Genomic DNA, 14,082 nt, shown 5'->3' with positions numbered 1-14,082 from the left:
AGAAATGAATTTATTTATTCGTTGCCTTGAAGTTGCACATCGGCAATATCAAGCTGGGCAATAGCTATAACTGCTTGAGTTCGGTTGCGTACGTCAAGCTTGCGAAAAATTGCCGTGGCATGTGCCTTGATGGTCGCTTCTGACACATTCAAATCATAAGCAATTTGTTTATTGAGCATACCTTGGGCAAACATCATTAAAATGCGGTATTGCTGTTGAGTAAGACTGGCAACACGTTCAGCGATGTCGTTATTGTCCTGCATTGGCGCTGATTCATTGTATGCTTCAGGCGTCCAAATATTGCCTAATAGTACATGTTGAATAGCAGTATAAATATCGTCAACGGGTGTTGATTTTGGAATAAAACCAGAGGCGCCATAGCCCATGGCTTTATTGATAGTTTCATGGTCTTCATGCGCTGACACGATCACAACCGGTATTTGAGGAAAGTGATTTCTTACATGAATAAGGGTATTAAAACCGTGTGCGCCGGGAATATGCAAATCTAGCAAGACTAAATCGCTATCGTTATGTGCGCTAAGCTGTTGTTCTAGCTCGGCAATTGTTTGTGCTTCCAACCATTGTGTTTGCGTTAGTTTTAATTTTAATGTGCTTAACAACGCTTGCCTAAATAATGGGTGATCGTCAGCTATTATAATTTTTTCTGGCTGAATCATGTCATCGTTTCCTATAAAAACCCCAACTTTAGTTTAGTACGTAAAAAGCGGTTTGGTTATTAGACTTTTGGCTAATGCTTGATATCTTGATCTGGTCGACCTTTTAATAGCATTCAACTACGTTGCTTTAAGTTTAGCTTATCACCAGAAATTTGAGACAGGGAATAGTAGCGCGATATCGTTAAATACCGCGCTAAGGTATAAAAGTTAGTTCTTTTCAGGGATATTGGCTAATACCGCCACTAATAATTGCCAGTATTGCTCAACCGTGGCAATTTGTATTTTTTCATCAGGTGAATGTGGAAACTTGATGGTTGGGCCAAATGACACCATATCCCAATGTGGGTATGCGGTTTTAAATAAGCCACACTCAAGACCGGCGTGAATCACCATAATTTCAGGCACTTTATTAAATAATGACTGATAAGTATCACGAACGGTTTGCATTAATGCTGAGCTAGTATCTGGCTTCCAACCAGGGTATGCGCCAGAAAAGGCAATGTTAGCGCCAGATAATTCAAATACAGATTGCACCATAGTCTGCGCATCTAAGCGACCATCATCATGTAAGCTACGAATCAATGTCATGGCAACAAACTTATTACCTTTACTGCGCATAACACCTAAGTTTAGTGACGTTTCGACAATGCCTTCAATATCATCACTCATACGCAATACCCCGTTAGGGCAGGCGTTAAGAGCACGTAAAATAGTACTTTGAGTGTCGACAGTCCAACATTCATCAAAAGTTTCAGGTGAAATCAGAAGCATCTCAATGTCGGTTTCGATTGAACCTAAAGACTGACGCATAGTTGCTAAATAGTCTGCTAATTTAGCTTTGAACGCTTCAACTTGCGTAGAATTAATAACAAAACTTGCATCGGCTTCACGTGGAATAGCGTTACGTAAGCTACCGCCATTTAATTCCGTTAAACGTAAGTCAAATTCATTACTGGCATCGAGTAAAAATCTCACTAAAAGCTTATTAGCATTGGCGCGACCGGTATGAATATCAACACCTGAATGGCCGCCTTTTAAGCCTGATATTGATAAGTTAAATGATTCAACATCAGCTGGTGCGTCTTCATTGGTAATCGTGAATGTTGCTTCACCATCAATACCTCCGGCACAACCCATGTACACTTCACCTTCTTGCTCAGAGTCGGTATTGATCAGTAAGTCACCTTCTAACCAGCCTGCTTCAAGACCAAAAGCACCAGTCATGCCGGCTTCTTCATCAATGGTTACTAAAACTTCTAGTGGCCCGTGCGGAATGTCATCACTGGCTAAAACCGCTAATGCTGACGATAAGCCAACGCCATTATCAGCACCTAAGGTTGTTCCTTCAGCCGTAACCCAATCACCGTCACCTTCAGTAACTATGTAAGGTTTAATTGGATCAACAAGGAAGTCATGCTCGGTATCAGAATTTTTTTGCGGCACCATATCCATATGAGCTTGTAAAATAACACCCTTTCTATTTTCCATCCCCGCAGTGGCAGGCTTTTTAATAATTAAGTTGCCGACAGCGTCTTCTTTAACACTTAGCCCTAACTCAGTTGCCCACGATTGGATCCAAAGTGATATTTTTTGCTCGTGTTTTGATGGATGTGGAATGCTGCAAATTTTTTCGAAAATTTGCCATAACTTGCTTGGTTTTAATTGTGCTAACTTACTCACGATGTTTCCTTAAATATTGCAGTTGCCAATGCAGATTGGCGTATAGTTGACAATGACAGGCTTAAATTAGGCTATTTATCAGCCATTAAAAATTGCCATTGTTCATTAAAATCGTTACTGGGTTTCTTGGCAAAATTAGAACGAACATATTGATTAATTTTGCCTTCCGCAAACGCCATTAAGGTATTGGCTAATGCTTGTTCTGAAATAGTGAAACCTTTACCTTCGCGCAGCTTTCGTTCTCGTAATACTTGTTTAAATTGAGACTCTAATTTTTCAAAAAACTGATTCACTCGGGCACGTAAACGTTCATTTTCACCCATTAAAGCATCGCCAGCAAGAATACGGCACATGCCTGGATTACGTTCGGCGAATATTAATAATACATGCAAAATATGGTGACAACGCACAAGAGCTTCTTTGTGATCGGTTAATATTAAATTTACCCGAGAAAAAATAGATTCTTCGATAAACTCAATTAATCCTTCGAACATTCGAGCCTTAGAAGGAAAGTGGCGATAAAGCGCGGCTTCTGAAACACCGACTTCAGCGGCAAGTTTTGCTGTGGTAATGCGCTGTCCTGCGCTGGTTTGCAACATATGTGCAAGGCATTCTAAAATTTGTTGTTTACGATTGGGTTTTTGAGTCACCGGCATAAAACTGATTCTCTTATTTTAATTTTTATTCTCAGTGTTACTACTGAAAAGTTAGCGTAATTGTATAGTGAGAATAAGCTGTGATTCAACAAGAACTCAGCTTTTCCATGGTTAGATTAACTTTTCTTTGCGCTTTGATAATTTTGATCAATAAGCTGCACTAATTGCTTAGCGAGTTCATTTTTACTGGTTAAAGATAAGTCTTTTTTATCTTGTGCTGTAAACACCGTTAGGGCATTGTCGTCACTATTAAAACCTTGGCCCTGTGTGGCAACATTATTCGCAGCGATCATATCAAGATTTTTACGAGCTAATTTACCTCGAGCATAATGCTCAACATCTTGTGTTTCTGCCGCGAATCCGACCGTAAAGGGTTTATTTTTCATGGCTGCAACGTCAGCGACAATATCTGGATTTTTCACTAAGTTAAGTTGCATGCTATCTTGAGATTTCTTTATTTTCTCATTGGCGATGGCATCAATGCGATAGTCTGCCACGGCGGCACAGGCAACAAAAACATTGGCGTCAGAAGCTAAAGCCATGGCTTGCTGATGCATATCAAGCGCGCTGGTAACAGCGATTTTCTGACAATACTCTGGTGCCGCTAAACTAACGGGGCCAGAGATAATAGTCACCTCTGCGCCTAATTGTTGTGCGGCACTGGCGATTGCAAAGCCCATTTTCCCGGAACTGTGATTAGATATGTAACGCACTGGGTCAATGGCTTCGCGTGTTGGACCGGCGGTAATAAGCCATTTTTGCCCAGCTAAAGGCTGATTTTCTACTACGCTGTTATTGTTATCTTGCACTGATAGCTGCTGGCAGGTTAACGCCACTAGTTCGGGCACTTCTAGCATGCGTCCTAGGCCAATATCACCACAGGCTTGTTCGCCAGCGCCGGGGCCAAAAAACATATAATTCCATGCTGCTAATGTTTCGATATTCTTTTGCGTCGCCGGGTTATGCCACATTTGCTGATTCATTGCTGGAGCAATCGCCACAGGGGCTGAAGTTGCGAGGCACAATGTTGTCAGTAGATCATTTGCCATACCTGCGGCTATTTTAGCAATAATGTCAGCGGTTGCTGGGGCAATTAAAATAAAGTCAGCCCATTTTGCTAGCTCGATATGGCCCATCGCCAATTCTGCTTGGGTATCCAACAAGCTATCAGATACTGCGTTTGCCGACACGGCTTGTAAGGTTAATGGCGTGATGAAGGCTTTTGCACCTTCGGTCATCACCACACGCACGTCGGCGCCTTTGTCTTTTAAACGACGAACCAGTTCTGGCGTTTTATAGGCAGCAATACCACCACTGATACCCAATAGAATTTTTTTACCCTGAAGAATCTGCATAAACTGCTAATCTTAATAACGACAATTGGCGATAAGATAGCATTATTCACACTTTTTTTAAAATCACTTTGCAAGGATGCAATTATGTTAAAAGACTGGCCCAGCGATGAAAAACCTCGGGAGAAGTTACTGCAATATGGAGCAAAAAGCTTAAGTGATGCTGAATTGTTGGCAATATTTTTGCGCACCGGTGTTAAGGGCTGTCATGTTGTTGACTTAGCGAGGAAACTGTTGAAAAGCTTTGGTAGTATTTCGCGAATATATCAAGCGGAACTAGATGAGTTTTGTCAGCACCATGGCTTAGGGGCCGCAAAATATGTGCAATTACAAGCATGCTTAGAAATGTCTAAACGTTATTTGGCCGAACAAATGCAAACCGGACATGAGCTAACGTCTTCATTAGCAACACAAAGTTTTTTAAAGGCTGAATTGCGCAATGAAAGCCGAGAAGTGTTCGCTATTTTGTTCTTAAATACTCAGCATCAAGTGATTAAATTTGAACGCTTATTTCATGGCACGATCAATGCGGCTGCTGTCTATCCACGTGTTGTTGTCGAAGCGGCAATAAAACACCAAGCGGGTGCTGTGATCTTGGCTCATAATCATCCTTCGGGTATTGCAGAGCCAAGTATTGCGGATAACCAAATAACCGATCGATTAGCGCAAGCGCTTGCTTTAATCGATATTAAGGTACTCGATCATATAATAGTTGCGGGTTGCCATTGTTATTCGTATGCTGAACATGGGCGAATAAATGTACAATAACTCTGCTTTGATGTGTGAGTATACAAGGAGTCTCTATGAGCGATATTGACAATACATTAGTTAACGAAGAAAACGAGCGCCGACAAGCTTTTCGAATTGATATGGAAAAAGAGCTAGTTGATATTGTTTGGCTTGATGTTAGTGGCAATGAACAGCGTAAAAAAATTGCTTGCTTGGATTTTTCTCGTGGCGGCTTGAAAGTCGATTGTGACTGTGAAATAGCGGCGAATACGCAAGTGACGATAATATTTAAAGCGGCCAACCCCAATAGCCAAAAGCTGTTTGGCCGAGTATTGCGTTGTATTAAACAAGATAATGGCTGGTTTGAGGTTGCAATACAATTAACAGATCTTGATTAATCTGTACGGCATAAGTCGACCGTTAATTCTTGAACTATAATGAAATGGTTGTTGTGTTTTCAGTAGTTAACAAGGAATTACCAAAATGATGATTTTAGTCGGTGGGGAAAAAGGTGGCAGTGGTAAAAGCTGCCTAGCACAGAATTTAGCTGTCTATTTTGCCCGAGAGAAAAAAGCCATTGTCTTAATGGTTGATTGTGATCCCCAACGTACCACGTCTGATTGGATACAAGCGCGAAATTCTGATCCATCACTACCGGCGATAAACTGTATCCAACTGTATGGCAAAATTCGCAACGACCTACTGAGCTTAAATCAGCATTATGATTATGTGGTGGTGGATTGTGGTGGCCAAGATAACCTAGCACTGCGAGCGGCAATGTCAGTGGCGGATCATGTGGTTATTCCATTACGACCTAAACGTCGTGATTTAAAAACTGTGCCTCATATGGAAGATATGCTCAGTACCTGTAAAATGGTTAATCCCAAAATGTTAGCGTCATTTGTTATTACCCAGTGCCCTTCGCTGCCTAATCAAGCGGGACGTATTCTTGAAGCCAAAGAAGTTTGTTCTTCATTTGGTATCAATGTCCTCAATGCCGTTACCTTTAATCGCAATATTTATGATGATAGCGAAGAGCAAGGTTCATCGGTATTAGAAATAGACCCAGAAGGTAAAGCGGCTACTGAAATGGTTGCCATAGCAGAAGAATTAATGGCGATGAAACCGGACAACTCCCATGAGTTTAACTGATCTAAAAAAGTCCAAGAATGGTCCAAAAAAGAAAAAGCAATTCACCGTTGATGAATTTATTGCTGATGCGGAAAATTATGCTCAAGGTAAACCCAAAATAGTGAGTTCGGAGCAAAAAGATTTATCGCTGCAAGAGGCCATTTTGGCGGCAAAAGCACATGCCGCCAATAAACAAGAAAATAAAGCAGAAGGTGGTCGGCGTTTTCGCCATGCGACCTTCACCTTGAGTGAATCAGCTATCGAACAATTACAAACATTGGCGGCAGAGACTAAATTAGCTAAGTCGCATATTATCCGTATTTTGATTAATGAACTGTGCAATCAGGATCAAAAAGAAAAATTAACCAAACTATTGGACTCTAAAATAGACTAAATGTGCTGCAATATTATTCGACTCGGATGATATTACAGCAGATAACAGGCGATTAAAGGCTGTTTTCTTCACTTAAGCTATTGAAATATAGTTGTTTTCAAATCTATCTGCTTTAAATGCTATTAATGCTGGTATTCGTTTTTCAGTTTCTCTATAATATGCCACCTTTTTCAGGATCCCGAGGCGACGGTCTTGGGGAAATATAGCTCGAGCTGAAATTAAATTTGGAGTGACTCACATGTCTAAAGTTTGCCAAGTAACAGGCAAAAAGCCAGTCGTAGGGAACAACCGTTCTCACGCAAGAAACGCAACACGTCGTCGTTTCTTACCAAACCTTCAATCTCACCGTTTTTGGGTTGAGAGTGAAAACCGTTTCGTTAAATTACGTTTAACTCCGAAAGGAATGCGTATTATCGATAAAAAAGGTATTGATGCAGTATTAACTGACATTCGTGCCCGTGGCGAAAAAGTTTAAGGAATTACAATGCGTGATAAAATTCGTTTAGTTTCTAGTGCTGGTACAGGTCATTTTTATACTACTGATAAGAATAAAAAGACTATGCCAGAAAAAATGGAAATCAAAAAGTTTGATCCTAAAGCACGTAAGCACGTGATTTATAAAGAAGCTAAAATCAAGTAATTGATAACTTCTGATTTAAAAACCCGGTTTTTACCGGGTTTTTTATTGCCTGAAGAAAATGATTTACTCGTCTCCAACGCAAAATTTATATTTACTTACTTTTCTCTTTATGGCGAAGTTGCCATTACATTTTTATCTGATGTATACCCGTTCCACTTCAAAATACAGCTTTCAGCAAGTCGAGAAAGAGTTAGCACCAAGGCATTGGTTGAAGATAATAGTTATTCTATTTTTAAAATCAACAACGACGGAGATAACCCTTTATCGGCTTACCCAAAGGGAGCTAAGCTAGAAAACCAGTTCGGTGTTGCAATATTTGATAAGGGAATAGCCATTAACTTCATATTGCGCCTTGATCTGACTTCCTAACTTAGCTCTGAAATTGCATTTTGAAGTTGTACGGGTATAAACTAATAACAAAGAATAAAGAGCTTTTATACAATTTATACCTGTATGTTAAAGCCATAATAAGTTTATTTCGGAGTTATTATCAGTACTTGCCAACCTATTCCATCAATTATAGCTGGGCCTATCGTTAGGCATGTTAGCGAGCATCAACTGACTTTCTGGCTAGTCACTAGCCAACCTTATCAGTTGCAGTTTCAGTTATTTGCTGAAGATGAAAACACCTTGCTGACTGACATGACGCTAGATAGTAAGCAAAATCAACAAGTACGTATTGGCAAGCAAGCTTTTGTTAATTTAGTCTCGATAAACTTCCCTGACGCTTTGCCTCTTAATACGCTACTCGCATATAACTTTATTTTCACTGCAGAAGGGCAACAGCTGTCACTTGTTGAATGTATGCCTGAAATTTTGTATTCGGGACAAAAGTATCCTAACTTCGCGATTAAATCCGATATTAAACAAATGCTGCATGGCTCATGTCGCAAGCCGCATTTTGATAGTGGTGATGGCTTAGTACAGGTTGACCATGTCATTGCCGATTCTGTGCTTGATGCAGAAGCTAGGCCTGCCATGTTAATGATGTCTGGCGATCAAATTTATGCAGATGATGTGGCGGGGCCAACGCTAGTTGCGATACATCAAGTGATTGAATTGCTAGGTTTATATGATGAGCAATGGCAGGGCACTGTGGTAAATTCTAGCGATGAACTTTTTGCTAGCCCACTTTGCTACTATCAGCGTGATCAGCTGCTACCACATGACTCAGCCAATAAAGCGGTTTATGACAAAATATTTGCCGCCAGCAAAAAACCGATATTTACCTCAGTGAATGCGAAAAATCATTTGGTTACCCTAGCAGAAGTGTTTGCTATGTATTTACTGACATGGTCACCTGTAATGTGGCGCTTTGTTGATGTAGAAGCTCATCAGATAGCTGATGAATTTTTAGATACCTACGGCACAGAAGCTAAAATTATTGCGCGATTTGTTGATGGCTTATCTGTGGTGAGCCGAGCATTAGCGCATATTCCAACGTATATGATATTTGATGATCATGACATTACCGATGATTGGAATTTAACTCGGGGTTGGGAAGAGGCAGCTTATGGTCATCCATTTTCCAAGCGAATTATTGGCAATACCTTAGTGGGTTACTGGCTATGCCAAGGCTGGGGTAATGCACCGGAAAAATTTACTGAGCTTAATGACGATGTTGGGCAATATTTTTCAACTAACGGTTATCAACAACAAGATCATTTAATTGATGAAATTCTCGCTTGGGATCGGTGGCACTTTAGTTTAGCTACAACACCTAAAGTTATCGTGCTTGATACCCGAACACAGCGTTGGCGCTCAGAAAGCAATGCTGGCAAACCATCTGGACTAATGGATTGGGAGGCATTGTCGGAATTACAACAAGAGTTAATTAATCAACCTGAGGTGATATTAGTTTCGCCTGCGCCGATTTACGGGGTGAAAATGATCGAAACCATTCAACGAATTTTTACCTTTTTAGGCTTGCCGTTAGTGGTTGATGCAGAAAACTGGATGGCGCACTCAGGCACCGCTAATGTCATGCTGAATATTTTTCGCCACTACAAAACACCACCGCATTTTATTATTCTTTCCGGTGATGTACATTATTCATTCTTTTATGAAGTCACTCATAGATTTAGGCGCAGTAGTTCGCGTATTTTTCAAATCACCTCTAGCGGCATTAAAAATCAATTTCCTCGTGGCTTGTTGAACTGGCTTGAACGACTTAATCGTTATTTATATGCCAGCAATTCACCATTAAACTGGTTTACTAAGCGACGTCGAATGAAGATAAAAGTGCGTAAGCCAGATCCTGACCAGCGCAATACTTTAGTCAACCAAAGTGGCATTGGTTTAATTACCCTGACCTCAGATGAACAAGTGGTTAAGGCGGAGTTGTTAACGGCAAACAACGAACGGGTGCAGTTTCATGCGCTAAAGGCTAGTGAACGAGAAGACTAGTCGTTTTTTCAATCAAATATATCCTCAATAAAAAAGGAGAAAGCACATCATGTGTTTTCTCCTTTATTTCTATCAATCGAATAATGATTCTATTTTAAGCTTTTTGTTGCTTAATCCAATCCATGGTTAACTCTTCAAGCAATGCCATAGGTAAGCTACCATTTTTCAGCATTTGGTCATGAAAGGCTCTAATATCGAACTTGTCACCTAGTGCTGCTTCAGCTTTTGCACGTAACTGACGAATTTTAATTTCACCAATTTTGTACGACAAAGCCTGTGCTGGCCAGCTAATGTAGCGATCGATTTGGCCAATAACATCAGCCATGCTTAAGGCAGTATTCTCTGCTAAATAATCAATCGCTTGTTGGCGCGTCCAACCTTTTGCATGAATACCGGTATCAACCACTAAACGACACGCGCGCCATGCTTCATAGGTTAAACGGCCAAAGTCACTGTAAGGGTCTTGATAAAAGCCAATTTCTTTGCCTAAGCGTTCAGAATATAACCCCCAACCTTCACCATAAGCGGCGTGGTAAAGCGTTTTGCGAAATTCAGCCATATCAACTTCTTGAGCAATAGCACTTTGAAAATGATGACCGGGCTCTGCCTCATGGAAGGTAAGTGCTTCTAAGGTGTATAACGGCTGACTTTTTAAATCTTTAGTATCTAAAAAATAAGTACCGGGCGTGGTACCGCTGCCATCTGAAGCAACATAATAAGCACCGCCATTAGGACTTGATTTAATATCAAAGGTTGAGCGTGGTAATACTGAGAACCACTTGGGTAATTGCGCAGCCATCTTACGGGTGATATAGCTAGCTTTTTCTATCATGTCTAAGGCACTGTCAGTATAAAACTGCTCATCAGTGCGTAGGAATTGAATAAAGTCTTTAAATTGCCCTTTAAAACCCACTTCTTTGATGATTTGCTGCATTTCTTGACGAATGCGGCTCACTTCATCTAAACCGGTTTGGTGTATTTCGTCAGCTGACAAGTTGGTAGTGGTGTAATATTCAATTAAGTATTGGTAGTAGTCATCACCATCTTTAACACTACTAATGCCTGCTGTGGTCCGGCAGTTCGTCATATATTTTTGAGTAAAGAAATCGTAGAAGGCTTGGTATTCAGGTAATACGGTATTCGTTATTAAGGTTTTTACTTGTTGACGATATTTTGTTTGCTGCGCTGCTGAAATAGCCTTAGGCATATTTTTCATTGGCGCATAAAAAACACTGTCTTCAACATGATCAACTAAGTGCTTACTAATCGATTTCTCGTAACCTTTAAAACTTTCGCAGTAGTGGGTGTGACCTAAAGCAATCGCTTGTTTCAAATCGACAATATGTTCTTGGTTGTAACGCGGGTAGTCAGCCAAGCTAATTAAATAATTGCTATAGTCTTTTTCGGTTAAAAACGACATATTGGCCGGCGCACCAGCGAAGTAGCTATGAAAGCCTGAGTAATAGGTTAATGGATATAAGTGGTCTTGAAATTGATAGCTTTTTGCTTCCGCTTCACGTTCGTATTTAAACAGGCGGTAGGTTACTTGATCAGCAGCAGATAACTGAGTTACACCAATACTTTCAATACGCGCTAATAATTCATTATTGTATTTTGACCGACGTTCGCGACCATTTGCCGACATTTCTGGCAATTTTCCATTCATACGAAATGCGTCAGGGTCTTTACGGAAGAATATTTGTTCTTTATTAGCCGTTTGCCAATGTTCGTCTAGCAATTGGGTAAATTGCGTACTTGCTTGATTGGCAACAGCGCTTGATGCGCAGAACAAGCCACTGAGCATTAACATGCCAGCACTTAATTGTTTTAATTTCATTGATAAGCCTTACGTTAGGTATTTTTTATTATTGGATACAATATTCGTGCTTGCTAGTGTAAAGCTAAGTACAATTAAGCTCAATTATTTCGTATGATAGTTATTGGTTTAAATGCTTATTGTGGTGCCATGATCAAATTATCGAAAACCGGTTGGAATAACGTCATTATTTTTGCAGTAATGGGCTTTATCTTATTAATCAATGCGACACATAAAAATGTCTATTCACCGAATGGTGATAGCGAAGAAAATAGTCTTCAAACTATTGCCTTAGTGGGTCCGCAAAATGTTATTTTGACCTTAAGCATTAATAATGTTGTTACCGTTGAACGCATTGGCCGAACTTGGCGGGCGAAACCTAGCAGTATTTCAGGGCAAGCGTTAGAGCAAATGATGATGTCGTGGCAACAAAGTAGCGGCGAAGCCATAGTACAAGCGCCAGAAATTGATCGGCAGTTTTCGCTTGATGTTATGTTAGATATTGCTGGCGTTGCCAAGCCGTTGCAACTAAATGTTTATGCAACAGAGCAACAGTTGCTGGTTTTCAAACCCGCATCTCAGCAATGGCTTTCATTACCGATAGAGATTTATGCTCAGTTATTTCCTCAGGAAATTTTTGCTGACTAAGTGGTCGTTAGGCCGCTAAATTATTAAGCCATATTCACCAGTTACATTAAATAGAGACCGTTATTTTATGAGAAAATGTGCAATTTTATCAATGGACAGCCTAGCTGATTTTGAAGCGTATGATGATTTGATTGATGAGCCGATGTTAGCTTTAGGTTGGCAAACCGAAGTCATATCGTGGCGCAATCAAAGTGTTAATTGGTCTGACTATGAGGTGGTCATTATACGCAGCCCATGGGACTACCAAGATGATATGGAAAGTTTTGTTAAGGTTCTCGCTAACATTGAACAGTCTAGCGCTCGATTAGAAAACAGTTTAACTGTGGTGCAATGGAATATTAATAAAGACTACTTAAAAAGCTTAGAAGCGGATGGTGTTACTATCGTGCCAACGCTTTGGCCGGAAGTGTTTGATGTTAACAATATGGCCGGCTACTTTTCTCACTTTTCAACTGAGCAAATCGTACTAAAACCCCGTGTTAGTGCTAACGCCGATAATACCTTTTGGCTGACTAAAGAAAATTATTTAGGCAAAGTTGCAGAATTAAAGCAAGCGTTTACCAATCGAGAATTAATGGTGCAACCTTTTATGGCTGATATTTGCCAAGAAGGTGAGTTCTCATTGTTTTATTTTAATGGCGAGTTGAGCCATACCATTTTGAAAACGCCGGCAAAAGGCGATTTTCGCGTCCAAGAAGAGCACGGCGGCGGCTTATTAGCAGTAACACCTGAGCCTGCGCTACAAGCGGCAGCAAATAAAACCATGCAAGCGATTAGTAAATTGCATGGTGAGCTACTTTTTGCGCGAATTGATTTTGTGCGTCATCAAGACACTTTTGCCTTAATGGAAGCTGAACTTATTGAACCGTCTTTATATTTCAATATGGATGTTGATTCGCCGCAGCGATTTGTTGATGCTTTTTCTGCTCGTATTGGCGATTGTTCAAACATGGATGCAGTTTAAGATGCCAGAGTTGCCAGAAGTTGAAGTTTGCCGTTTAGGAATTACACCACATATTGCTGGTCAGAAGGTTGAAGATGTTGTGGTACGCAATGCTAAACTGCGTTGGCCTATTCCAGCAGAAGTGCACAGTGTTGTTGGTAAAACCTTAGAAAAAATTGAACGTCGTTCTAAGTATTTATTACTTAGATTCTCAGATGGCACTTTGTTGCTGCATTTAGGCATGTCGGGCTCAGTGCGAATTTTGGAGCAAGATACGCCAGTTGTTAAGCATGATCATTTTGAAATGTTGTTCGACAATGAAAAAATATTGCGGCTGAATGATCCGCGTCGATTTGGTGCGGTATTGTGGTTTCCAGAACATTTAGATCAACAAGGGCTATTAGCAAAACTCGGACCTGAGCCGTTAACAGAAGACTTTAGTCACGGGCATTTGTTTACTAAAGCGCATAATCGTAAAGTGCCAATTAAAACTTTTTTAATGGACAACCATGTTGTTGTTGGCGTCGGGAATATTTATGCCAATGAAGCATTATTTATCGCCAGTATTCACCCAGCAACGCCGGTAAATAGCATTAGTGAGCAGAAGTTTAATGAGCTTACTGACATCATTAAGCAAGTGTTAGCTGCTGCCATTGAACAAGGTGGCACTACATTAAAAGATTTTACCCAAGCCGATGGCAAACCAGGCTATTTTGCACAAAAGCTGTTTGTTTATGGTCGTGCCGGTGAAAAGTGTGATGGCTGCCAAACGGTACTAGAAGAAATTCGGCAATCAAATCGAAGTTCGGTTTTTTGTCCGCAATGCCAAGTACTGCCGAAACAAAAGATAAAACGAAAAGCAAAGCCGAAAACTAAAGTGGTGAACAGTAAAGTGCCTAAAAAGGATAAGCCGTAGGCCTAGTGGCATAAAATAAATCTTGCGCCTGATCAACTGCTTATTTGAATTCTTGGTATACAATTATTTATATATTGCCTTTATAGCTGACATT

Annotated in this window: 16 protein-coding genes; 11 read left to right on the top strand and 5 right to left on the bottom strand. The window is 40.4% G+C overall.

Annotated features, from left to right (window positions below):
- Positions 1–14: 14 nt before the first annotated feature.
- From AC27JP_RS05865 to coaBC, 4 genes are all read right to left on the bottom strand, one after another.
- Positions 15–677: a response regulator gene (locus tag AC27JP_RS05865; RefSeq protein WP_487112946.1), complete on the bottom strand. Its 663-nt coding sequence runs from the start codon at positions 675–677 to the stop codon at positions 15–17.
- 207 nt (positions 678–884) lie between these two features.
- The gene (locus AC27JP_RS05860) at positions 885–2,357 is read right to left on the bottom strand and encodes an aminoacyl-histidine dipeptidase (protein WP_487112944.1); all 1,473 of its coding nucleotides are present in this window, start codon (positions 2,355–2,357) and stop codon (positions 885–887) included.
- A 71-nt stretch (positions 2,358–2,428) separates the two neighbouring features.
- Positions 2,429–3,013 (bottom strand): nucleoid occlusion factor SlmA, encoded by a 585-nt coding sequence (slmA, locus tag AC27JP_RS05855; protein WP_487112942.1) that lies wholly within the window; start codon positions 3,011–3,013, stop codon positions 2,429–2,431.
- A gap of 116 nt (positions 3,014–3,129) precedes the next feature.
- Positions 3,130–4,368 carry a bifunctional phosphopantothenoylcysteine decarboxylase/phosphopantothenate--cysteine ligase CoaBC gene (gene coaBC, locus AC27JP_RS05850; RefSeq protein WP_487112940.1) on the bottom strand — a complete coding sequence of 413 codons (1,239 nt, stop codon included), beginning with the start codon at positions 4,366–4,368 and terminating at the stop codon, positions 3,130–3,132.
- Positions 4,369–4,449: 81 nt separating this feature from the next.
- Between coaBC and radC the strand changes: the two genes are divergently transcribed.
- The 8 genes from radC to AC27JP_RS05810 all read left to right on the top strand — a co-directional run bounded on the left by radC (position 4,450) and on the right by AC27JP_RS05810 (position 9,665).
- Positions 4,450–5,133, top strand: coding sequence for a RadC family protein (radC, locus tag AC27JP_RS05845; RefSeq protein ID WP_487113486.1), 684 nt, complete (start codon positions 4,450–4,452; stop codon positions 5,131–5,133).
- A gap of 35 nt (positions 5,134–5,168) precedes the next feature.
- Positions 5,169–5,492 carry a PilZ domain-containing protein gene (locus tag AC27JP_RS05840; RefSeq protein WP_487112938.1) on the top strand — a complete coding sequence of 108 codons (324 nt, stop codon included), beginning with the start codon at positions 5,169–5,171 and terminating at the stop codon, positions 5,490–5,492.
- An 85-nt stretch (positions 5,493–5,577) separates the two neighbouring features.
- Complete coding sequence (locus AC27JP_RS05835; protein ID WP_487112937.1) at positions 5,578–6,246, top strand: AAA family ATPase; 669 nt, start codon at positions 5,578–5,580, stop codon at positions 6,244–6,246.
- Entirely contained in the window at positions 6,233–6,619 is a 387-nt protein-coding gene (locus tag AC27JP_RS05830) for a hypothetical protein (protein WP_487112935.1), read from the top strand. Before AC27JP_RS05835 ends, AC27JP_RS05830 begins: the two co-directional genes overlap by 14 nt.
- Positions 6,620–6,857: 238 nt before the next feature.
- Positions 6,858–7,094, top strand: a complete 237-nt coding sequence (rpmB, locus tag AC27JP_RS05825) for a 50S ribosomal protein L28 (RefSeq protein ID WP_159822134.1) — start codon at positions 6,858–6,860, stop codon at positions 7,092–7,094.
- 9 nt (positions 7,095–7,103) lie between these two features.
- The gene (gene rpmG / locus AC27JP_RS05820) at positions 7,104–7,259 is read left to right on the top strand and encodes a 50S ribosomal protein L33 (RefSeq protein WP_033078277.1); all 156 of its coding nucleotides are present in this window, start codon (positions 7,104–7,106) and stop codon (positions 7,257–7,259) included.
- Between the two features lie 45 nt (positions 7,260–7,304).
- Complete coding sequence (locus tag AC27JP_RS05815; RefSeq protein WP_487112933.1) at positions 7,305–7,628, top strand: hypothetical protein; 324 nt, start codon at positions 7,305–7,307, stop codon at positions 7,626–7,628.
- 225 nt (positions 7,629–7,853) lie between these two features.
- Positions 7,854–9,665 carry a metallophosphoesterase family protein gene (locus AC27JP_RS05810; protein ID WP_487112931.1) on the top strand — a complete coding sequence of 604 codons (1,812 nt, stop codon included), beginning with the start codon at positions 7,854–7,856 and terminating at the stop codon, positions 9,663–9,665.
- Between the two features lie 94 nt (positions 9,666–9,759).
- Here the strand turns inward: AC27JP_RS05810 and AC27JP_RS05805 are convergent, their stop codons facing one another.
- A complete protein-coding gene (locus tag AC27JP_RS05805; protein WP_487112929.1) occupies positions 9,760–11,502 on the bottom strand; it encodes a DUF885 domain-containing protein in 1,743 nt (580 codons plus the stop codon).
- A 129-nt stretch (positions 11,503–11,631) separates the two neighbouring features.
- Between AC27JP_RS05805 and AC27JP_RS05800 the strand changes: the two genes are divergently transcribed.
- From AC27JP_RS05800 to mutM, 3 genes are all read left to right on the top strand, one after another.
- Positions 11,632–12,129: a hypothetical protein gene (locus AC27JP_RS05800; RefSeq protein ID WP_487112927.1), complete on the top strand. Its 498-nt coding sequence runs from the start codon at positions 11,632–11,634 to the stop codon at positions 12,127–12,129.
- A gap of 67 nt (positions 12,130–12,196) precedes the next feature.
- Complete coding sequence (locus tag AC27JP_RS05795) at positions 12,197–13,093, top strand: ATP-grasp domain-containing protein (RefSeq protein WP_487112925.1); 897 nt, start codon at positions 12,197–12,199, stop codon at positions 13,091–13,093.
- Position 13,094: 1 nt separating this feature from the next.
- Complete coding sequence (mutM, locus tag AC27JP_RS05790) at positions 13,095–13,988, top strand: bifunctional DNA-formamidopyrimidine glycosylase/DNA-(apurinic or apyrimidinic site) lyase (RefSeq protein WP_487113484.1); 894 nt, start codon at positions 13,095–13,097, stop codon at positions 13,986–13,988.
- The last annotated feature ends 94 nt before the right edge of the window (positions 13,989–14,082 follow it).

The organism is Colwellia sp. SU-HH01172 (assembly GCF_057553355.1).
This window is presented reverse-complemented; position numbering and strand designations above follow the sequence as displayed.

What these genes read in the sequence shown, in the direction of transcription:
- AC27JP_RS05865 (WP_487112946.1), bottom strand. Translation starts at nt 677, where the DNA reads ATGATTCAGCCAGAAAAAATTATAATAGCTGACGATCACCCATTATTT.
- slmA (WP_487112942.1), bottom strand. Translation starts at nt 3,013, where the DNA reads ATGCCGGTGACTCAAAAACCCAATCGTAAACAACAAATTTTAGAATGC.
- coaBC (WP_487112940.1), bottom strand. Translation starts at nt 4,368, where the DNA reads ATGCAGATTCTTCAGGGTAAAAAAATTCTATTGGGTATCAGTGGTGGT.
- AC27JP_RS05840 (WP_487112938.1), top strand. Translation starts at nt 5,169, where the DNA reads ATGAGCGATATTGACAATACATTAGTTAACGAAGAAAACGAGCGCCGA.
- AC27JP_RS05835 (WP_487112937.1), top strand. Translation starts at nt 5,578, where the DNA reads ATGATGATTTTAGTCGGTGGGGAAAAAGGTGGCAGTGGTAAAAGCTGC.
- AC27JP_RS05830 (WP_487112935.1), top strand. Translation starts at nt 6,233, where the DNA reads ATGAGTTTAACTGATCTAAAAAAGTCCAAGAATGGTCCAAAAAAGAAA.
- rpmB (WP_159822134.1), top strand. Translation starts at nt 6,858, where the DNA reads ATGTCTAAAGTTTGCCAAGTAACAGGCAAAAAGCCAGTCGTAGGGAAC.
- rpmG (WP_033078277.1), top strand. Translation starts at nt 7,104, where the DNA reads ATGCGTGATAAAATTCGTTTAGTTTCTAGTGCTGGTACAGGTCATTTT.
- AC27JP_RS05805 (WP_487112929.1), bottom strand. Translation starts at nt 11,502, where the DNA reads ATGAAATTAAAACAATTAAGTGCTGGCATGTTAATGCTCAGTGGCTTG.
- AC27JP_RS05800 (WP_487112927.1), top strand. Translation starts at nt 11,632, where the DNA reads ATGATCAAATTATCGAAAACCGGTTGGAATAACGTCATTATTTTTGCA.
- AC27JP_RS05795 (WP_487112925.1), top strand. Translation starts at nt 12,197, where the DNA reads ATGAGAAAATGTGCAATTTTATCAATGGACAGCCTAGCTGATTTTGAA.
- mutM (WP_487113484.1), top strand. Translation starts at nt 13,095, where the DNA reads ATGCCAGAGTTGCCAGAAGTTGAAGTTTGCCGTTTAGGAATTACACCA.